General features: G+C 32.8%; 18 protein-coding genes and 1 pseudogene. 7 read left to right on the top strand and 12 right to left on the bottom strand.

The genetic code is table 11. The annotated features are described in order from the left end of the window. Nucleotides 1–13: 13 nt before the first annotated feature. The 12 genes from AAGG74_RS18635 to AAGG74_RS18580 form a co-directional block, all read right to left on the bottom strand. Nucleotides 14–814, bottom strand: a complete 801-nt coding sequence (locus AAGG74_RS18635; protein WP_429676713.1) for a hypothetical protein — start codon at nucleotides 812–814, stop codon at nucleotides 14–16. A gap of 39 nt (nucleotides 815–853) precedes the next feature. Continuing rightward, nucleotides 854–1,417 carry a TadE/TadG family type IV pilus assembly protein gene (locus AAGG74_RS18630; RefSeq protein ID WP_429676712.1) on the bottom strand — a complete coding sequence of 188 codons (564 nt, stop codon included), beginning with the start codon at nucleotides 1,415–1,417 and terminating at the stop codon, nucleotides 854–856. Nucleotides 1,418–1,422: 5 nt separating this feature from the next. Continuing rightward, on the bottom strand, nucleotides 1,423–1,944 hold the full coding sequence (locus AAGG74_RS18625) for an A24 family peptidase (protein WP_429676711.1): 522 nt from the start codon (nucleotides 1,942–1,944) through the stop codon (nucleotides 1,423–1,425). A 232-nt stretch (nucleotides 1,945–2,176) separates the two neighbouring features. Next, nucleotides 2,177–3,088 carry a type II secretion system F family protein gene (locus AAGG74_RS18620; RefSeq protein WP_429676710.1) on the bottom strand — a complete coding sequence of 304 codons (912 nt, stop codon included), beginning with the start codon at nucleotides 3,086–3,088 and terminating at the stop codon, nucleotides 2,177–2,179. 18 nt (nucleotides 3,089–3,106) lie between these two features. Continuing rightward, on the bottom strand, nucleotides 3,107–4,153 hold the full coding sequence (locus tag AAGG74_RS18615) for a type II secretion system F family protein (protein WP_429676709.1): 1,047 nt from the start codon (nucleotides 4,151–4,153) through the stop codon (nucleotides 3,107–3,109). Nucleotides 4,154–4,176: 23 nt separating this feature from the next. After that, the gene (locus tag AAGG74_RS18610) at nucleotides 4,177–5,487 is read right to left on the bottom strand and encodes a TadA family conjugal transfer-associated ATPase (RefSeq protein ID WP_429676708.1); all 1,311 of its coding nucleotides are present in this window, start codon (nucleotides 5,485–5,487) and stop codon (nucleotides 4,177–4,179) included. A gap of 149 nt (nucleotides 5,488–5,636) precedes the next feature. Beyond that, entirely contained in the window at nucleotides 5,637–7,070 is a 1,434-nt protein-coding gene (locus AAGG74_RS18605; protein WP_429676707.1) for a CpaE/TadZ family protein, read from the bottom strand. Further along, entirely contained in the window at nucleotides 7,067–7,951 is an 885-nt protein-coding gene (locus AAGG74_RS18600) for a hypothetical protein (protein WP_429676706.1), read from the bottom strand. The genes AAGG74_RS18605 and AAGG74_RS18600 overlap by 4 nt, the downstream gene beginning before the upstream one ends. A gap of 85 nt (nucleotides 7,952–8,036) precedes the next feature. Continuing rightward, nucleotides 8,037–9,944: a coiled-coil domain-containing protein gene (locus tag AAGG74_RS18595; protein WP_429676705.1), complete on the bottom strand. Its 1,908-nt coding sequence runs from the start codon at nucleotides 9,942–9,944 to the stop codon at nucleotides 8,037–8,039. Nucleotides 9,945–10,015: 71 nt separating this feature from the next. Beyond that, nucleotides 10,016–10,702, bottom strand: a complete 687-nt coding sequence (locus AAGG74_RS18590) for a DUF1064 domain-containing protein (RefSeq protein ID WP_429676704.1) — start codon at nucleotides 10,700–10,702, stop codon at nucleotides 10,016–10,018. Between the two features lie 86 nt (nucleotides 10,703–10,788). After that, nucleotides 10,789–11,754, bottom strand: a complete 966-nt coding sequence (locus AAGG74_RS18585) for a single-stranded DNA-binding protein (RefSeq protein WP_429676703.1) — start codon at nucleotides 11,752–11,754, stop codon at nucleotides 10,789–10,791. Between the two features lie 16 nt (nucleotides 11,755–11,770). Further along, nucleotides 11,771–12,247, bottom strand: a complete 477-nt coding sequence (locus AAGG74_RS18580) for a hypothetical protein (protein ID WP_429676702.1) — start codon at nucleotides 12,245–12,247, stop codon at nucleotides 11,771–11,773. A 159-nt stretch (nucleotides 12,248–12,406) separates the two neighbouring features. Between AAGG74_RS18580 and AAGG74_RS18575 the strand changes: the two genes are divergently transcribed. The 7 genes and pseudogenes from AAGG74_RS18575 (at nucleotide 12,407) to AAGG74_RS18545 (ending at nucleotide 20,494) form a co-directional block, all read left to right on the top strand. Continuing rightward, on the top strand, nucleotides 12,407–14,506 hold the full coding sequence (locus AAGG74_RS18575) for a penicillin-binding transpeptidase domain-containing protein (protein WP_429676701.1): 2,100 nt from the start codon (nucleotides 12,407–12,409) through the stop codon (nucleotides 14,504–14,506). Between the two features lie 218 nt (nucleotides 14,507–14,724). Further along, nucleotides 14,725–15,834 (top strand): annotated as a pseudogene (gene clpX / locus AAGG74_RS18570) (ATP-dependent Clp protease ATP-binding subunit ClpX); the annotation flags it as partial. A gap of 102 nt (nucleotides 15,835–15,936) precedes the next feature. After that, nucleotides 15,937–16,650, top strand: a complete 714-nt coding sequence (locus tag AAGG74_RS18565) for a JAB domain-containing protein (RefSeq protein WP_429676700.1) — start codon at nucleotides 15,937–15,939, stop codon at nucleotides 16,648–16,650. A 43-nt stretch (nucleotides 16,651–16,693) separates the two neighbouring features. Continuing rightward, complete coding sequence (locus AAGG74_RS18560; protein ID WP_429676699.1) at nucleotides 16,694–17,302, top strand: ATP synthase subunit B family protein; 609 nt, start codon at nucleotides 16,694–16,696, stop codon at nucleotides 17,300–17,302. A gap of 118 nt (nucleotides 17,303–17,420) precedes the next feature. After that, on the top strand, nucleotides 17,421–18,338 hold the full coding sequence (locus tag AAGG74_RS18555) for a GGDEF domain-containing protein (RefSeq protein ID WP_429676698.1): 918 nt from the start codon (nucleotides 17,421–17,423) through the stop codon (nucleotides 18,336–18,338). A 34-nt stretch (nucleotides 18,339–18,372) separates the two neighbouring features. Next, nucleotides 18,373–19,485, top strand: a complete 1,113-nt coding sequence (locus AAGG74_RS18550) for an FUSC family protein (RefSeq protein WP_429676697.1) — start codon at nucleotides 18,373–18,375, stop codon at nucleotides 19,483–19,485. Nucleotides 19,486–19,633: 148 nt separating this feature from the next. Next, nucleotides 19,634–20,494: a sigma-70 family RNA polymerase sigma factor gene (locus AAGG74_RS18545; protein WP_429676696.1), complete on the top strand. Its 861-nt coding sequence runs from the start codon at nucleotides 19,634–19,636 to the stop codon at nucleotides 20,492–20,494. Nucleotides 20,495–20,560: the final 66 nt, after the last annotated feature.

The following is a 20,560-nucleotide window of genomic DNA, read 5'->3' as shown; positions in this document are numbered from 1 at the left end:
TTTTTATATCTTATTAATGGCATTCATCTGACGTACAATCATCTATTTGTGGATAAGCGATAGCATATGTAGCTCTCGCTGGAGGAGCGCTCCAATTTGATTCATCTTCTCCATTGACCAATCTTTGCAAAAGTTTATAGAAGAAGTGTTTATCTTCATAGACAACACCCACAAAAGCCACATTATAAACTTTCATTTTTCCTGACTTATTCAATTTATGATTGTATCCATATACTTCAACATTGTTTGCTGAAACATTGATCGTTTTACCCGCAGGGGTAGTAACGGAGCAAGAAAAATTTAATTTTGCTTTTTTAGTAATGGGATTACCAGCAGGTAAGGGGAGAACTTGTATACAGATATTTTCTGTTTTGAGTTCTGCGATTTTGTCTCCTGATTCGTTTTTGCCTAAAGAATCATTCAAAGTAGAAATAACTGTTTGTTTTGCAGATGTATCAGCGTTCTCTAATGCCGCTTTGTATGTTTGAGAAGATGGGCTAATAATTGCTGTGTCATAACCTGGAGAAGGGGAGAAGCTGTAAGTGGGCTCTTTGTAATTGGGTTTATAACCTTCTGATTTATCAGGTCTTAAAGCCTCGATTATACCGTATTGTTCTTTTAAAGGAATGTTAACGGAAAGCGCTCTTGTTCTTGCACCTGCTTCAGCAGCAGTATGAACACGTTGATATGTTTCTCCCATTAGTATCAGACTAAGAAATATAGCCACCAGCAAAGTAATAAATAAGAAGTAAAACAAAGCAAATAAATATACGCTACCATCTTTTCTAAATTGCTTTATTCTCAATTTCTTCATAAGGCACCTCCTTTGCTTTAGAATAGAGAAATTTTAATTTTAATAATATTGGAATCGACCAGAGATATCTTTGGTAGTTGCGCCGTTTCCATAAAGGAACACTTTATCTTCTAGACCAGGTACAAAGTTTCCAATGATTTTAAATGGAACTTTAACTCTCACGATAATTTCATCGTGACTACGCCCGCTAACTGTAATTGACTCGGTATAAACGCAGAGAACACGTTTTACACTATTGTCTTGCAAGGCGGTATTACAATTCTGTTTATTTTCGATATATTGATTAAAGTTTGATAGAGTTAAACTATTGTTATTACTATCTGTAGAGAATAAGACGAATCCATTATTGCTTAATGACTGATTTAAACGTGAATATAGATCGTCTATAATCTCGGCTTTGTTTGACAATGCTGTTAATTTGCTTTCTGTGCCCCTCAGTTCTTGAGCAACAATTGAAGCACCAGCATCAGCAGCGTGATCAACTTGGTTATTGGCATAAACGTAAACAATTAATTGTAGAATCAACCATAATGAAATAATCATTAAAGGAAGCACAATTATATATTCAATAAACACTTGTCCTTTTTTACGAAATTTTTTCATTCTGTTCACCTCCAGTACGAAGAAAACAAATCATAATAAGGTGTTAAGTAAAACATAAAAGCAAGAAATAAAGCTGGTCCAAGAGGTACTTTTTTTAATTGCTCTTCGCTTTTTCCGGGGATTCCATAAAATAAGAAGTAAGATAAATCCTCAAACATTTCAATAAATCTTTTGGGATGAATCTTACATAAGGCAATAATTGAACCTAATACTAAAGTGATCAGGATTAACAGAAAGGAATCTGTTAAAGGAATAAAAAGGGCTGTAACTCCAAAAAGTTTAACGTCACCGGCTCCGATGGCTTTAAAGTGAAACAATGTTGTGACAGCCCATAGGAGAAATAGAGGGACGAAAACAATCAAAGCATTTAATAACATTTTTCCAAAAGAGATATCGTTTAAGTGGAATAGGTTTAAAGTGACTGCAATAATGATTCCTGCAATAGGTATCCAGTTTGGAATCTCCATTGTTCTCCAATCGTAAACAGCAGCAGTGAGTAAGAAAAGAGAAACAATAAGTAATAGCAAAGTTTATCGCCTCCGAACCTAAGAAAGGTGGAAGGGGAGAGAAATGCTCTCCAGGAAGTATTTTAAATACATCCTAACGTGTTTACTCCGAAGATAACTTGTAAATGTATCTATTACTACTTCGGAAAATCAATAATATTCACACGTTTTCCGTTTTCAATATACCTAGAAAAAACTAATTTTCAAAAGAAAATAACAAAAAACAATGAGAGTTCCTCATTGTTTTTATGGGTTACTGAAACATTGATATAGATTCAATGAATTGGATAACAAATGGTCCGGCCATAATTAAAATACAGCATATCAATAATAAGGCAGCTGGTCCCAGTATTAAGAAAGAAGCTTTGTTACCTCTTTGCTCAGCTAATTCTTTTTTTGCGTGTCGTATTGATTTCGCTTGTGAAATTAAAACATCTTCAAGACCTGTGCCGAAGGTTTCAGCTTGATTTATTTGTGTAACCAAAGAACTTACTTCTCGTATGCCGGTTCGAAGGGCTAATTCATTAAAGACTGTACGTTTCTTTCTTCCTGTTCTGATTTGATCTAAAGCAATTAAAAACTCTTTAGATATTTCGTTATTAACCCGAGGACAAACGAGTTCAAAAGTTTGTTCGATATTAGCACAGGCGGGAAATGTAACGGATACTAAATCCAGAAAATCCGGAATTTCATTTCGTAAAATGAATTGTCTTTTCTCGATGGAATCTTTTAATTTAAGGTCCATAATAAAGAAACCGACTCCAGCGAATAGTAAAATGAGAATAGGATTTTTAGTTAATATACCTATGAAAGATCCGACTATAGCGAATATGATTTTTTTCGTCCAGAACTGAATTGGCGTTGACTTAAAACCGCCTTGCGTTAAACGAAGTTCTAAACTAGAAAAATTCCCTTTCTTTATTTGGACTTCGACGAATGATTCAATTCGATGTTCGACCATTTTGTATGTACGATAAAATATAGAGCCTTCTTTAAAATTTGCTTCCTTTTTAGGCTTTGAGAGGTTGAGTAGAGAAGAGAGGCGTTTATGAGATCTTTCAGCATTGGTGGTTGAAATGGAGATTCCTATAATTGATAGAAATATGGTTAAGCATATGATTAAGGTATACTCAGGTAAACCGAGATTTGCAAGGGCGTTTAACATTGAAACACCTCCTTTTCGTTAAACAACCTTATCAACATATTTATTAATCCGAATGATAAGAAAGAAAGCTATAATGTACATAATAATTGCAGCAATCACACAACCCCATCCAATGCTGGAACTAAAGAGGGAATCAAAGAATCCTTTTGAACTGAATGAGAATAATAAGGCTATAATAAATGGTGCAGCAAGTAAAATATAACTTGTTGTTTTTGGGCCACGCACAATTTTTTTCACTTCGCTCATTAATTCCTGTCTTTCTTGGAAAACTTTTGCCATTGTTCTAAGTAGCTTTTCAAGTTCTCCGCCGGTTTGGTTTTGGATTTGGAGCGCGTTTATAGCTAGGCTATATTCTTTAATGTTTATTCTATTGGCCAAGTCCCTTAGTGCCTCTTCATAAGGTTTAGCATAATTCAATTCTTGTATGGTTTTATTCAGTTCAGAAGATATAGGATCCGGCATTTCTTTAGCAACAATAATCATTGCTTCTTGGGGAGTGGGGCTTGATTTAACTCCGTCTGCTAGACTCATTAAGAATTCTAATAATTGTTCTTCGAGGGCTTTTTTCCTTTTAAGAATCAACCGCTTGGTCCAAAGGGAAGGTGTTAACGTTCCAATTGCTGAAAATGTTAAAGTGGAAATTATTCTTGCTACAAACGTTTTGAGATAATTATCTTCTAGAAAAAACACTATACTTTTGAAAATGCCGGCGAAAGGAAAGACAACAAATCCAATAATGGCTCCGACAATAATTCCAATCATAAAGAAAGTGACATATTCTTTTGCAGTAAAATCTAAATTAGCTCTTGCTAATTTTAACTCCGCTCTTTTTTCTATTTTCCCCAAATGGTTTCTTAAAAGCTCAAGAGGTTCACTTAGACTAAGGCCTCTTTTTTTCTTTTGAGTTTTTCTCATTCTCTCTAAGACTTGCATAGAAAGAGGGTTCTTCCTAGCCTTCCAATAATCATAAAGGATAGCAATGAAAAGGAGTGTAAGAGCGTTTATTTGGATCATTGTAATCGTATCATTTCTGTATATCTCGATTATTTTGTCTATAAAGATCAAGGCAAACACCTCCTATTAAGGTCTTAATTATGTTCAATTCCGTTTTGTTTAAATTTATAACGTAAGTTATCAGAAATATTATAATCAGTTCTTACAAAATCGCCAATAACTTGGTTTTCTTTTGTGACCTTCTCAATTTTGTATTCAAATATAGGGTGAGTAGTCACTTTGCCGTTTGGATCAACCCTTACTTCGGAAATGTATTCAATTCTTCTTTTTCCATCTCTCATCCTTGTAATTTGAACAATGATATCTAAAGTGTTGCCGACCATTTTAGATACAATAGCAGGATCTTTATAAATGCCGCCCTCCATAACAAGTGAGGTTAGTCGCGAGATACAATCATCGGGGTTATTAGAGTGAACTGTGGACATAGATCCTTCGTGTCCTGTATTAGCAGCTTGTAAGAAATCATAAGCTACAAAATCCCGTAACTCACCGATAATTATTCTTTTAGGATACATACGAAGAGAATTTTTAACTAAGTCCTGGATTGTAACCTGACCTCGTCCTTCTGAATTGGAGTCTTTTGTTTCTAACGATACTATATGGGCATTGTATAATTGAAGTTCGGCAGAGTCCTCGATTGTGATAATACGTTCAGAGTCTGGGATAAAGTTGGAGATGATGTTGAGGGTTGTTGTTTTACCTGAGCCGGTTCCGCCGCTAACCATAATATTTGCTCTAGAAAAAACAAGTTCTTTTAAGAATCTAGCCATTTCAGGGGTTAACGTATTGAATTTAATTAAATCTTCTATTCCGATTTTTTCTTTAAAAAATTTACGTATTGTGATAGTTGTGCCTTTTCGAGAGGCGGGTGGGATAATAATGTGGACACGAGATCCATCTGGTAGTCTGGCGTCTACATAAGGATGTATTTGGTCTATTTGTCTTCCAACGTTACGCGCTATTCTTTGAGCAAGTTCTAATAATTGTTGGTCATTATCATATTTTATATTGGTTAGAATATTTCTACCGTTGCGTTCAACCCAAATTTCATTGTATTTATTGACCATTATTTCTGATATAGTTGGATCCTCCATTAAAGGACTCAATTTGCCGAGGCTTGTAATTTCTAAGAAAAGCGTATCAACCAATTTTTCAATTTCGTATTGTCTCAAAAAAGTATTAGCATTTTTAGCAATTTGACGCATATGTCCTTTGATATTTTCTTTCTCGCCATCATCAGTTACACCGAACAAATCATTATTGGGTACATAAGAAGGTAATTCTCTTTGAATTCGATCTTGAATTCTTTTAAGTTCAGAATCTCTGTCTTGGCCATCATTATTAGATTGGTTTTGGTTCATTATTCGATTTAAATAATCAGACATAATAACACCTCCTAAAATAATGTCTGTACTGGTTAAGAAAAATATTCAAATGCCTATAAAAATCAAGGAAAAAAGGTAAAAACAATTTGAAAATAAACAAAAAGAAAAAGCCATAAATTATGGCTTTTTAGATTATTGCTTTCTGATTCTTATTTTCTAAAGAAGGGGAGCTTAATTTTTTTCTTTTCGGATGATGGATTAATTGGATATATAAAGTTGGCTATATCTAAAATAGATGAAGCTGCAATAGAGTCACTATCTACGATGAACTTTCCTTTATTCGCAAAATCAACAAAATTAGGATCTTCCGGAACTCTAGCGATAAACTCTTTGTTATAAAGAAAATCGCGGGTAGTATCGGAATAAATAGATTTCATTTTTGTTTCCTTGTTTAAAACAATATGTGTTTTGTCTATTACTTTTTCCTTCAAAGTGTCTTCTAATCTTCTTAAAACATAAAAGAATTTATTGACCCCAACAACATTTAGATAATTTGGTTCAAGAACTATAATGTTTTTGTCGGCAAATTGCATTGGGAATAAAACAAGATCTTCTGTGATAGCGTTTGATGTATCAATCAAGATGACGTCAAACATATCTCTTAGATGAACTAAGATTCTCTCAATTTCTTCAGATTTAATTGAACTAACCTTATGGATGAATTCAGGATCGGAAGGAGTATTCATCATATATATTCCAGTTGGCTGGTGCAGAGTAAGTGCTTCTCTCAATAATTCTTCGTTTAAATAATTCAGATCAGCACTTATATCATATATGTCTCTAGAGGCAAGTTTTAAATCTGTATTTAAAAAGTGGAAGGCGATAGATGGGAATAACAGATTTAAATCGACTAAACAAATTTTAGGTTTATTTTTGGAATATTTGTTGATTGCATATGCGACGTTGACTAATAAACTAGTTTTTCCCGTACTTGACACTGAATCGAATGTTACGATTGTCTTTTTAGATTTATTCGTTTTTGATATAGATTCTTCAACAGGATTTAAGGTATTGAGTAAAGGATTGTTGTCTACTTTGCTAAACAAGTCGTTTTCTTTGTTAGGCGGGAAAGGGGTAGAAGGCTTATTAGTGGAAGGCTTCTTTTTCGGTTTTAAACTAGGTTTCTTAGAAACTGAAGGGATTTCTGGATGAGAGACAACGGGATCTGACTTGTTTTCTGTTTCGGGTTCAGTATGTCTTTTGGTTAATTCGTAAATAGACGTGGTTAATTCCTTGACACTGAATGGTTTTTGAAAAATTTTATCCACGCCTTTTTGCTGGGCGATAGAGGCGTGATTCCTAGTTTGTTTATCAATTGTAAACAAAATTGGTTTGTTTTCTGTTACTGAATTTTTTTTCAAAAACTCAACGATTTTAATTCCTGTTCCATCTGGAAGGTTTGCAGATACAAGGAATATATCTGCTTTTGAGATTTTAGCTTTGTCTTTATCAAAATAAGATGTATTGGTTGAAGAACCGATAACGGTAATACCGTAATCGGTTTTTTCAAAGAAGTATCCTTCGATTTGATCGATAAATTTTGAATTTGGATCAACAATATATAATTTGATATTATCAATCATTTTTTATCACCTCCGGAACTTTCGTCAGAATTTGATTTACTGCTACTAGAGTTAGTTATTACAGTGGAGGATGCTTTTTCTGCTTCGTCATTATTTTTTTCATCTTTTGGTGAACCATTTATTGCTTTATCTACAGAACTTGTTGTTGTTGAATATGTTTTGTTTAAAATTGCTTTGAAAATATCACTTTGTTCAATGACCGCTGGAGTTGAATCGGTATCATCACTTGAACAATCTGTTGAATCGTTTCCACATAATCCTGTTTTTTGACCAGGTATTTGATAAACAAATGTTCCAAGTTGAGATGCGGTAGATAAAACTAAATCTTGTTCTAAATCAACATCTACGTAAATATTGTTTTCAACGATTCTATAAATTTTGATATCAGTCATTAGCATACCTGTATGTATTTTTTCAGTACCGTCATCGTCTTTTTCTTTATAAGAAAGAGCGATATTAATTTTGTCTCCTGCTTGTACTGGAGGTAATCCGACCATAGCTTGAGATAATAAATGTACAGTACGACCTTTCGGCATTATAGCTGCAAATTGTCCCGCTCCATTAGGTTCTTCTAAAGAAGAGAGTGGAATAGGACTACCAGGTTTTAAGTTATAAAGCAAAACTTTATTTTTGAGTTGTTGCTTACTTGTTACGACAGTACCTTTAAAATATTTCATTTCGCTTTTTAAGATTTCTTTTTTCTCAAAATACTCTAGTTGATTATCGAGTGTTTTTTCTGTATTCAATCCTTCTTTTTTCACCACTAATATTTCTACAGTGTTAATCCTACCTGCGATTAAGCTGATTGTGAGTACTGATATAACAAGAAAGAGCACAATCAAAGTGATTTGTTTCGCTCGATCTTTAAATCTACCTTTCATTTAAATCACCTCTCTCAGAAAAAATCTAGTTAAATATTGAAAAAAATCAAGTATTAAAGCAAAAAAATAAACGCTAATATAGCGTTTATTTCACTTGTCTTAGGTCTGTGACTTCCCAGAGATTTTTTTGTTTTTTTCTCAATTGTTCAATTGTTGTCATATTTAATATCACATCCGCTTTTTGGATGCCGCCAAGCGTTTTTGTAACCCAAGTAAAGAATTTCTTTTTAGTATTTTTATTTTTAACAGTTTCATTTGGACATATAAAGTAGAACTCTTTAGTAATTTCGTATATTTTGTCCATTGCATTAGAAAAACCTTCTTGGGTATGTGTTCCTCTTTCGACTTCTATGTGCATTAATTTGCCTTCATCATCTTCAACAATGAAATCGAATACTTTACGGTGTTTAGGATCTATCTTGAAAGAAACGTCATCAAGGTCTGTATATACTTTGTATCCCATTTCTCTAAACAACTTGGCGCTATCTTTAATAAGGTAACCGTGCTCAAGGCTAGCGTGTATATCCTTGATTCTTTTTTTCTCTGGGATAACAGGGTTGTCCTCTGTGATTTTCTTATAACAAGACTTGCCGGTAGAAGAGAGTTCATAAACATTAAAGTTTCCGCCACCTTTTCCACCATAACTTACTTGTTCGTCACTGAGGATGCTTTTATCTCGAAGCTCGGCAATATCTCTATTCAGAGCATTTGAATTATATTTTTTTCCTACAAAATAATATTGTTGTCCTTGCTCGTCTGTTTTTAAGTAGTCCTTTAAATCTGAGTTTCTCGATATGCCGGTTTTCCCAATAACCTTTAATAAAAATTCCTGCTGCACACTTAAATTTTGAAGGTATGCATCAATAGTTTCATCGAAGAAGTCATCTACGATTTCCTTTTCTGTTTCGATATAGTCTGGAGATAAAGGATGTTTTTGGACATCTTTTGAATGAGATGCTTCTTTCATTGGACTTTTTTCCATCTTGGATGCAGAAATTCTTTCGTCGCCTTTGTTGTCCGTGGAAGAAGGTGCACTTTTATCTAAGTTTTCTTCTTTTTTCATTTTTTCGAATGATGTCTTAAATTCATTGAAAAAGTCTGAGAAATGAGGGTTGTGTTCTGTTGTATTCTGTTGTGGCTCTGCTTCGCCATCGCTTAAATCTGTGGGTGTTTCAATTGGAGTAATACTTTCTTCTTCTTCGATTGAATCATCCTTAGTTTCGGTGAAATCTATAGTAGGAGGAGTGGGGGGAGGGGTGATCTCAATTTTAGGTGGTTTGGAATCATTTGAAGATGAACCTTGAAAGCTGCCTTGTTTTTGATTTAATAATTCCTCGATTTGTTCCATTTGCTCTAAAAACTGTCTGTTGAGAGCTTTATACTGAAGGACTCTTTCTTTAAGCATAGTATTTTCTTCTTTAATTTTTCCTACTTCTTCTTCGATAATAGCATCTACTTCTCTTACTTTGTTTAAAAGAGAAACTACTATATTTGCAATGTCTTCAAATACCTCATTTACCTCCCAAGTTCCTTGGTCCACAATATCCTTTATATTTGTATAGCCTGGAAATAAGTGAACAATTTTTCTGATTAAATTTCTCATATTACGAACTTCTTCTTCGTCGGTTCTTCTTTCGAGTTGCAAATCACTAATTAGTCTTTCGTTATTTGCAACTGTTTTGTTAAGGGTGTTAAGTTTATCGAATACTCTATTGTATTCTAATTTAAGAATTTTCAGTTGTTCTTTAGACGATTTTTTATCTAGATCTTTCATTGAAAGTTTATCGATATCAGAAAGATGATCTGTCTTATCTCGTTCTTCTCCGATAGTGAAGTCGTCAAAGTCGGAGAAAGTATCTTCCGTATCTGGATTTCGTTCATAACTTGTAGACTCTGGATTGTTCAATATAGTTCTCAACTTATTGTTTGTTTCTTTTTTTGCTCTGGTTTTCTGAGAACCATTTAATAAAATATTAAAAATGTTATCAGCCATTATAAATTTGCCCCCTTTCTAAACAATGGTGCGTTGTTTTATGTAATTAAATAATATATTGCTTGTGATATTTATTTTTTGTTCTTTTTGTTTTTTTCTTTTTTTCTTTTGTTTTTCTCAACTAACCAGTCATTGTATTCAATCCATCCTCCATAAGCCTCAACATACTTAACCACTTTTAAAGATAAATTAGGATAATGATATTCAAAAAGTTTAAGTTTGATTTTGAAATCGGGAGTTATAACGCCTTTTGTATCGACAATAATTTCTTCTCCAGAGAGAGAAATCACCTTGAAATCAGCTATATATTTGATTTGCGTAAAGGTTTTATTGTTCTTTTTGAACGAAGGTTGGAGTATAAAAGAGGGTTTTATTTCGAAGTCCAGTATATTTCCTTTTTTCTTTTCGTCTAATAAATGTAGATAATAATCACTTTCCAGCATTGAATCAAATTTAATATCATTTATCTCTATTTTTTTTGCGTTATACTTTGATAGTTGCTTAACTTTCTTTTTCTTTAAGAGGGAATTGATATTGAAAGAGTCAATACATCCTGCATCACGTAATTTTTTTAATTTGTTGTAATATCTTAACCCTTGACTGTTTTTAAATATGAGACCGTCAATTTTATATTTCTCTTTTTTAAATATTAAGTATGGCGTTCTGTTATAAAAACTTTTGTATTTCAGATGTGGTCCGTTTGCCAAAAGATTATAGGGTTTCAAAATATATGTTGTTTTGTTTTTTTGTTTTATCAAAACATTATCACCTCAAAATAATTATATGAAAAATAATATAAATTTTTCAAAAAGGCAAGTAAACCAATTAAATAAAAAACATCAAATTATGATGTTTTTTTAATGATCTTAGCCATTTTTTCAATTGAAACTTCTCTTGTGATTTCGGTTATCGTTATTTTTTTTCTCTTTGTTTTACCAGAAGCAGTTTTCTTTTTTAAACGAAGAGTCCGTTCTATTGCTCTGCTTTGAATTCGTCCTGTGAAGCGGACCATATCACCTTCGGATAACTCGGAAAATATGATTTCAGCATTGTTACCCCAAACAAAAAAATTAAGGAAAACAAATCTTTTTTCATCGGGTTGAAAGTATTTTACATATGATTGAACTGTTAACTTGGCGAATTGGATGCCATCTATCACATCGAAAATAGGGGGTCTGCTTATTCTTCCGTGGAAAATAATGTGGTTCTCATCGCCAATCGAAGGGTCGAGTTCTTCAGAGAGAATTGTCACTTCGTGAGCAATCACTTCATATGCTGTATGCTCGGTTTCCTTGTATACTTCGCCGTTTGAATCAACTCGGTAAATATACATTTGTGTTTCTGTTCGTTCTCGATTTCCATTTTCTCTAATAATTGAGTCTGCTGGAATCTCATCTATTAAGTTATAGTGAAATAAAAGATCCCAGGAAATTGGTTGTTTAACTCGAGTATTAGGTTGGACCTTGCAAGGTAATTGGCCTTCTTCAAAAAAATCCTTGTACATATCAACAGCATTCTGGATTAAATCATCTGTTAGTGGATGAGTGGTTGTATAGTTTCTGCTTTGTGCTTCTCCTTTAATTAATACTCTATCGCCAATATTAATTTGGTCTAATATTTCCTCATCATTAAATTTTATGATCCTGATTTCATCATAAACCTGTTCTTCGTTTTCCTTTTGTTCTCTATATGAATAAATATTAAATCCTGCTAATGGATAGGGGATGTAATTAGTATAGTCATCTTTAGCATATACTTCGCCGCTTAATGAGATCTTGTTTTTAAACGGTTGAGTTTGTATTTCTTTCAATTGGTTTCACCTCACTTTAGATAGTTTTTTTATTGTTGTTATATCCTAGCAAAATTTCTTGGGTGCCAGGTGTTTTTTTTCTGAAATCTGAAAAGTTCTTTATATCTTGCGATGTTATATATTCTTTCTCTAATAGATAGCTTTCGAGTTCTTGGTAAGTTGTGATTTTTTCTTTTTCCGAAAACAATCCAATTTCTAAGTCAAATCTCATCGGACGAATTTCTATGATTTCTTTATTTTCAGCCCAGTCAAGTATTTTATCTATATCATAGTCAGTAATATAATAAACACCACACTCAAAAGGTTCTGGACTCAAAACAGTTTGCTCTATTCGATTGTGTGAATTTTCATCTCTTAGCCTGTGTTTAATGTAAGTGTAACGTTCTTCATCATCAATAATTTGTTTTACACAAACCCATTTGTTGAGAATAGAAGCTAAAAGAATTTTCTTTTTTTGCTGCTCTACTTTATTCTTCCTTTTCTTTTTTGCCATAATGTTACCCTCCCTTTGATTGAAGCATAATCTTACATAAAATTATGCTTGATTATCAAAAAACCTTTTGAAAAAACAAAGAAAAACAAAGGTATTTACTAAAAAAAATGAAGAGAAAAACAATGTTAGTTTGAAAATAGAATAAGAGGTGTTCCCAACTTGAAAAGAACGATTGCAAGGTCCCTGATTGTAGTTTTTGTGTTGTTTCTCGTAATCACAGGGAAGTTCGCTTATATACAATTATTCCAATCGGATGAGTTACAAAAAGAAACAGTGGACCAAAGGGTAAGGAAGATAAAAGAACTGCCTGAAAGAGGGGAAATAGTAGATAGCGAAGGAAGAACTCTTGCAATGAGTTTGAATGCTAAGAACATTGCTGTTTATCCAAATATCATAAAAACAAAAGAAACGAGAAAGAACATATCGAAACTTTTATCAGACGTTTTGGATGTTTCTTATAAGGATGTTCTTAAAAAAGTGAGTTCCAAGAATAAAAAAGGGGAATATCAGCAATGGGTTTCAATTGCAAACAGAGTGGGTCCGGAAAAAGCGGAGGAACTAAAGCAATCAAAGTATTCAGGGTATATTGAGATCTCAAATGCGCCTAAGCGTTATTATCCTAACGGGAAATTAGCTAGTACAATTCTTGGATTTGTTAACTATCAATCAGAGCCCGGAGCTGGACTAGAAATGTCGTTGAATCATTACCTTGCGGGTATTCCGGGATATACAATAGCTGAATTTGATCATTCGAGAAAGGAAATTCCGATAGGCTTTCAGACTGATTCAAAGCCGGTAGCGGGAAATAAAGTAACATTAACCGTTGATAGTTACATTCAATATACATTGGAACAAACGTTAGAAAATGTAGCTAAAGAATTAAAGCCTGAGCGTATGCACGCTATTGTGATGGATCCTAACACCGGAAAAGTACTTGGTATGTCAAGTTATCCAAGCTTTGATCCTAATGATTATACTGCTGCAAATCAGTCAGATATCAACTTAAATGCGGCATCATATGTGTATGAGCCAGGGTCCACATTTAAACCAGTTTATATGGCTGCTGCGTTAAATGGAGGATACATCAATAAGGACTTTACGTATTATGATGGTGGGACTATCAACGTAGCTGGGACCACAATCAGAAACTGGGATGGTGGAGGATTAGGACGAGCGGGACTTCAAGATATCATAGTTAATTCTTCCAATGTCGGAATGATCAATGTCTCTAAATCAATGACAAGTGAACAAACTCTTAAGGGAATAAAAAAAGCGGGAATTGGTCAAAAAACTGGTATTGAATTGCCGAATGAAGAAGTCGGTCTTATCCCGAGTGCTAAAAGACTCAACAATGACCCAGTTGCAAAAGCAACGGTATCATTTGGTCAAGGTATTAGTGTTACACCAATTCAATTAATTACTTCGTTCTCAGAAATTATAAATGGTGGGTATGATATTTTACCAACCATTTTGGAAAAGGTTGAAGATGACTTCGGAAATGTGCAATATGAATGGAAGCAAGACAAAAAAATTAGAAAATACAAACAAAACACAGTTGATTTAATGAAAAGTTATCTAAAAGCAAATATGGAAATCGGTTCAGGTAAAAACGTGCAGATTAGCGGATATGATGGTGGGGGCAAGACAGGATCAGCTTGGAAAGTTGAAAATGGACGTTATGCTTCTGGAAAAATCATTGGTAGTTTTATGGGATTTATTCCATATGATCATCCTAAATACGTAATGCTGGCAGTAGTTGACGATCCAAAAGGCGCTGAGTTTGGTAGTACATCAGGTGGTCCAGTATTCCAACAAGCTATGACTGAAATTCTTCGTTACAAAGGGGAAGAGAAGACAGTTCCTGACAAAGGTAAGAAGACAATTGCAAAATCAAAAAAAATGAGTGTGCCTGACGTTTCATACGAATTGTTTGATAACGCTAAACAATATATTGAAGATAAAGTTGATGGAAAAGTAACCATTAAAAAAGATGGACCTGGAGAAGTTGTCGTTTCGCAAGACTATGAATACAAAGATGATACGCTTGTTGTTAATTTAAAAACCGTTAGCATTAAAGGTGAAGGGAAAAGTACTTATATTCCTAATGTAGAAGGAATCGATATTGATGAGGCTAAGAAGATTTTTAAAAAATATAACATTAAAGTAACTGCACACGGATCTGAAAAAGTTGAACATCAAGAAACCAAACCGGGAGAATATGGGAAAGAAATTTCAAAAATAAAATTATGGTGTGACTAAGCGGGATGAATAAATCCCGCTTTTCCCTTTTTATTGGGGGACAGAGGGAAATATAATTACTTAAACAATTAATTGGGAGGGAGTTTAAATTGAAAAAACTTTCTAAAGAAGAATTTATAAAAAAAATGACAGCTAAACAAAAAGACGATAAGAAAAAAATATATAAATGGGGAAGCAAAGATCAAAGTAAATCGGCTTTGCGTTGGTAGGAGGTCCAAATGAGTAAATTAGTCTGTGGTTTTTGTGGTTTAGATCAAGATAATGTTGACAGTATGGTTCAAGGCGTTGGAGAAATTGCGATTTGCAACAATTGTATAGAAAAATGCACCGACATCCTTGAAGAGATTGGAATAGAGACAGAAAATGAAATTCCGGAATTTGAAAATGCAAAACAAATTAAAGAGACTTTAGATGAATATGTTATTGGACAAGATGAGGCTAAGAAGAAACTGGCCGTAGCAATATACAAACACTTTTCTAAGCAAAAAGTGATTGGGAAAAATAATGTTTTACTAATTGGTCCTTCTGGTGTGGGGAAAACAGAATTAGCAAGAGCAATCGCCAAGATAAATGGAGTTCCTTTTGCTATTGCTGATGCAACCACTTTAACTGAAGCGGGTTATGTAGGCGAAGATGTAGAATCTATTCTTTTGAAGTTGTTACAAGCAGCTGATAATGATGTATCCAAGGCCGAAAAAGGAATCATCTATATTGATGAAATTGATAAAATTTCTCGTAAAGGTGAAAATGTTTCAATTACAAGAGATGTTTCCGGAGAGGGAGTTCAACAGGCCCTACTTAAAATCATAGAAGGAACTGTGGCGAATATCCCTCCTGAAGGCGGGAGGAAGCATCCGAACGGAAAGTTTATTCAAATGGATACCAGTAACATTCTTTTCATATGTGGTGGAGCGTTCGAAGGATTAGATAAAATAATAGAAAGAAGATTATCTAAATCAACTGTTATTGGTTTCGGAAATAAAACAGAAGATAAGAAGAAAAGTGCTGATGAAATAAATAAAAATGTAACGGTAGATGACCTAGTTAGTTTTGGGATCATTCCTGAGTTTATAGGACGAATACCTGTGATCGCTACATTAAGTGAACTTAATGAAGAAGAACTAGTTGAAATTATGAAACTCAACTTAGAGAAAGAATATAATCAATTTGATATTGAGTTTGAAACTGAATCAATGAAAGCCATAGCTAAAAAGGCTATTGAGAGAAAAGTTGGGGCTCGCGGATTAAGAGCCATTTTAGAAGAATTAACATTTGACTATGTATATAAAGGTGAAAAGAAATTAATTAAAAAAGAGGACGTCATTAAAAAGCTGGGATGAAAATCCTGGCTTTTTCCTTCTTATTATTGGAAATGTAGATCACTGAATGTTTATAATAAAAGAAAATAGAGAGAAGAAAAGGAACGCAAAATGAAAAAAATATTAGATAAACTAAACCAAATATATAAAAATGAAAAGTTTGAGAAGCAATATTTGATCTTTGAAGATGAAGACCAAAATTATTTTTATCATTGGATAAGCGATGATGTTTCTGGGGATGCAACAAATAGTTCTATTGAAAAGTTTGAAAAAGCTGTTCAATTTTATAATGAAAAGAAAGGAAGTAAAGCTCTCATTGTACACAATCATCCAGATGCTTTGCCGAACCCATCGTTAATGGATTATTCAAATGCTCGATTAATGAGAGCCTGGTCTTCTGTTTTTAAGATCAATGTTACTGATTATATGATTTTCTCCGAATATGGATATTATAGTTTTCAAGAAGCAAGTGAATGGGAGTGCGTAACTTTAAGAAATGATGAAGACATAGACGTAAAGACGACAATATTAGATATAGATGATGTAACTTTTGAAAAAATTAGAAACAAAAAAGAAGAAATAAACCATTTATTTCTAAATTTCAAGGAAGGAATCTTATTAAATAAAAAAATTTATATTTCTAATTGTTTGCCCCTTGAATTTATAAAAAAAGAAATAGAAAATGTATGTATAAAAAACGCAACAACTGTTTTCTTTTCAAAGGGAAAAATGGATGAAAATAATTTAGAAATAATCAAAAGATTTTTGAATCCAAATGGAATAATTGAAATCTCACCTTATGGAGAATGGGACATTGTATTTTAAAAATAGGTAGACGAAGGGAGTGTCGCGTCGTAAGACGTAATATATGAAAGAAAACAACGTTAAGAGTACATTTGAACATTTGGATGATGCGGAATATTTGCTTAAAACAGCATCTTTTAATTTGATGGGTAAAAGTTGGGTTGATCATAAAAAACTATCTGATTGTATTTCAAAAGCTAGAGAAGCAACTGAAAAGTTACGTGAAAAATCAGCGAAAATTGAGATGCGAGAACACCGAATTTATGAAGAAGCTGAGAAAAAGTGTGAACTAATGATTCAGGAAACACAAGAAGAGATTGAAAATATGAATACAGTTAGAGAAGCAGAGGCTTACGCTGTAAAATTGGTTGAACAAGCTCAAGAAGAAGCTGAACGAATTAGAATGGAAGCAATTGAAACGAGAGATAATACTATTTCACACGGTGAAAAAGTCAAAAACGAACTAATCAATCAAGGGTATCAATATGTAGAAAACACAATTGAACAGTTAATGAAATTTTCTGATGAAAATATCGAAAATTTATCAAATATGTTTAATGAAACTCAAGAGAGATTAACACAAGGGATGCAAGTCTATCGAGAAAAACTTCATAGTGACTATCAGGAAATTAGACAAATGGTTAATAAGGACGATACGGATATTGCTTCATAATTAATTTGTTTTTGGGCAGAGCAGCTTAAAGAGCTGTTCTTTTTTTTGACCTTTTTTTCTTGAGTTACTGAACAATTGGTGGTACAGTTCTACAAATTGTCCAGAGGGGGTTAGTTTATTGGAATATTTAAAACAAATATTGAAATCAAACAAAATAGACATTCAAAATAAAGAGATCGTAGACATATTTGAGATGCTAGGAAACCAACAGGAACCTAAGAATATATTCAAAAAATTAGATAAGTACCTTAACAGCATTGGCTCTGACTTTTCGATTTGGGAGTACGATCGTAATAAAGATATTAAGTTAATTTGGTACAAAGGAGACAAAGAAAAGAAAACTCATTATGTAAGGAATCAGGAAATATTTTCGAAAGTTCAAAAAAACAAAAAACCTTTAGCTGAATATGCTGATAAGGGGTTTGATTTAATGCTCCCTATTATCTCTAGGGAAGAGGTAGTTGGATACTTATGCTTACATCAAAATGTTGAATTGGGTGATAGATGGTTAGACATATATGTCGTTGTTCAATTGCTAGGATTTGTGTTGAAATATTATGAAATGATTGATCTTATGAAAGAGATGTCTGTTATTGATGTGGTAACTGGTTTATACAATTATAGGCATTTTAGATTGCAAATCCAATTAGAAGTTGAAAAAGCGCTGAGATTTAAAAAACCCCTTACATTAGCTGTCTTAAAAGTTAAAGACTTTGATCAAATTAATTTGAAATTGGGATTTCAAGGTGCTGAAGAAGTATTAAAAGAATTTGGTACTATGTTAAATAAAGAAAGCAGAAGAACTGATATGCCAGCAAGACTAAATGATGAATTGTTCGCTGTGCTGCTTTATGAAACAGATATAGATGGGGCGAAAAAATATATCGAGCGTTTACAGAATTACTTGTTAGAAGTTCCGATGGTTGTTGACGGTTATCAATTCTATATTGAATTAGAGCATAATTTAATTGAATACTCGAAACATATGAGCGGAGAGGAATTTCTTGAGGAAGCCAAGAAAAATTTAAACGCCTGATTTTAGGGCGTTTTTTGCTTAAGGGAGTGGAATAATGAATATTGGTGCCAGAATAATTAAAACTGGTTTATCTGTTACGCTGGCAATTATCATAGCGAACTTTTTAGGACTACAGCCGGCTGTACTATGTGCTGTTGCGGCTGTTATTGCAGTTAAACCTTCGGTGGGTAAGTCGTGGGAATATTTAAAAGAAGTGGTCGTCGGAAATATAATTGGCGCGATATTTGCTACTGTAGGGTTTTATTTGTTTGGAACTGAACCAGTTTATATTGGATTGATAGTTGTATTAACAATAGCAGTAAACTTAAAACTGGGGTTAAATAAGAGCATTAATTTATCTCTCTTAACAGTAATCTCAATTTTAACAACATCCAACTTACACGATTCTACTTTAAGCACAGCAGTTAATAGGCTGTCTATAGTTGGATTAGGTGTTTTGGCGTCATTTTTAATAAATGTTTTTATACTGCCTCCAAAACACGATGAAAGATATTATGAACTAATGAAATCTTTGAATACTAAATTAATTACACTGATGAGAATAGTGCCGCAAAAAGAGATTTCTCTAAAAATTTATAAGCAAGAAAAAACTGAGATTGATCGTTTGTTCGATAAATCAAAAGATTTATATGAAATATTAGAAGAAGAGAAAAATAAAATATGGAGAAAAAAATATAAATTACATACAAGAAAATTAATTGTATTCAGACAAATGTTGAAGGTTGCGAAAAAAGAGATAGTTTTAGTCGAGAAAATTGAAAAACATCTAAATACAATGAGTCAAATTTCTTTAAAACAATCTGAGGATGTTAAGAATACTCTAAATGAGTTATTACATTATCAAGAATCAATTTTCTTGATGTATGAAGATAAAGTTCTTCCGAAAACAAATAAACAGTCAATAGAGAAAAGAAAGAAAATTGTTGAGAAATTAAAGTGTACAGTTAATTTGTTGATGAAACATTATGATCCAGCAAATGAAGCACTGTGGTGGAGGCTGTTTCCGATAATAAATGCCTTGATCGAAACTGAAAATGAATTAGAAAAACTAGAAAGTATGGTTACTAACTATAAATTAAGGCAAAGAAAAAATCCTGCGAAAAAGAAAAAAACAATAACAAATACAATTAAAAAGTTAAAGGGATAAAGAAAACAGGTGTATATTATGCACCTGTTTTTTTAAATTCTATTTATTTTTAAATTTATATGTTTTTTGCTGAAAATATTTTTTCATCTTTTTTAAATATTGATTATATAATAAATCTATAAAATCAGTCATATAAAAGGGGAAATATATGCGTAATAAAAATAGTTTATCGTTGTTAATGGAACGCGTGAAAGAATATGGATTATTAGAAGAACACCAAGCCAATAAATATATTAAGATGGCCCAAGAAGGTGATTTGGAAGCTCGAAACAAAATGATAACACATAACATTAGATTAGTTGTTAATATTGCTAAGGATTACGCGGATAGAGGCGTTGAATTAGAAGATTTGATTCAAGAAGGCGTTGAGGGTTTGATTATTGCGATTGAAAAGTTTGAAATCGAAAGAGGTAATAAATTTAGTACGTATGCTTTCCAGTGGATTAGGCAAAGAGTATATAAAATGGTTCAGGATAAATCCAGAACTATAAGAGTTCCTGTCTATATTCACGAGATTATAAACAAGGTTTCGAGAGCAAGAGAAAAGTTCCTTATCGAAGGAAAAGATAATCCAAGTACAAAAGAAATTGCTGATTATATTGATGTGGAAGAAAGAAAAGTGAAAATAGCTATGAAACATTTAAAAATGAATTTGAGTTTAGAATACGAAAAAGACAGATCGGATTTCACAAATTTAATTGAGCAAAAAACGTTTATTGAGCCTGAAACGAAATTTGCAGAATCTCAATTTGTCAGTGATAGAAATAAAACCATATTTGATGCATTAGAAACTTTGTCTGATCGCCAGCAAAAGGTTTTGATTTATAGATATGGATTAGATCAAAAAGATGAAGATGGATTTTCGAAAATGAGAACACTGAAAGAAGTTTCTGACATTATTGGGATTAGTAAAGAAAGAATTCGCCAACTTGAAAAGAAAGCTCTTGAAACATTAAGAGAAGGCGGGGGAAGAACTAATAGACGAAGACGTTTAAGGGAGTTCGTATGACTACATAAAATTAGGCGATGATGACTACATAAAAAACACGCAAATAATAATTTGCGTGTTTTTACA

This window comes from Bacillus mexicanus, assembly GCF_050445615.1.
Lineage (GTDB): Bacteria > Bacillota > Bacilli > Bacillales > Bacillaceae > Bacillus > Bacillus mexicanus.
The sequence above is the reverse complement of the archived record's forward strand: the minus strand, read 5'-3'. Positions and strand labels throughout refer to the sequence as shown.

Coding starts and splice junctions, on each gene's coding strand:
- AAGG74_RS18635 (WP_429676713.1), bottom strand. CDS start 814: ATGAAGAAATTGAGAATAAAGCAATTTAGAAAAGATGGTAGCGTATAT.
- AAGG74_RS18630 (WP_429676712.1), bottom strand. CDS start 1,417: ATGAAAAAATTTCGTAAAAAAGGACAAGTGTTTATTGAATATATAATT.
- AAGG74_RS18620 (WP_429676710.1), bottom strand. CDS start 3,088: ATGTTAAACGCCCTTGCAAATCTCGGTTTACCTGAGTATACCTTAATC.
- AAGG74_RS18610 (WP_429676708.1), bottom strand. CDS start 5,487: ATGTCTGATTATTTAAATCGAATAATGAACCAAAACCAATCTAATAAT.
- AAGG74_RS18605 (WP_429676707.1), bottom strand. CDS start 7,070: ATGATTGATAATATCAAATTATATATTGTTGATCCAAATTCAAAATTT.
- AAGG74_RS18600 (WP_429676706.1), bottom strand. CDS start 7,951: ATGAAAGGTAGATTTAAAGATCGAGCGAAACAAATCACTTTGATTGTG.
- AAGG74_RS18595 (WP_429676705.1), bottom strand. CDS start 9,944: ATGGCTGATAACATTTTTAATATTTTATTAAATGGTTCTCAGAAAACC.
- AAGG74_RS18580 (WP_429676702.1), bottom strand. CDS start 12,247: ATGGCAAAAAAGAAAAGGAAGAATAAAGTAGAGCAGCAAAAAAAGAAA.
- AAGG74_RS18565 (WP_429676700.1), top strand. CDS start 15,937: ATGAAAAAAATATTAGATAAACTAAACCAAATATATAAAAATGAAAAG.
- AAGG74_RS18560 (WP_429676699.1), top strand. CDS start 16,694: ATGAAAGAAAACAACGTTAAGAGTACATTTGAACATTTGGATGATGCG.
- AAGG74_RS18550 (WP_429676697.1), top strand. CDS start 18,373: ATGAATATTGGTGCCAGAATAATTAAAACTGGTTTATCTGTTACGCTG.
- AAGG74_RS18545 (WP_429676696.1), top strand. CDS start 19,634: ATGCGTAATAAAAATAGTTTATCGTTGTTAATGGAACGCGTGAAAGAA.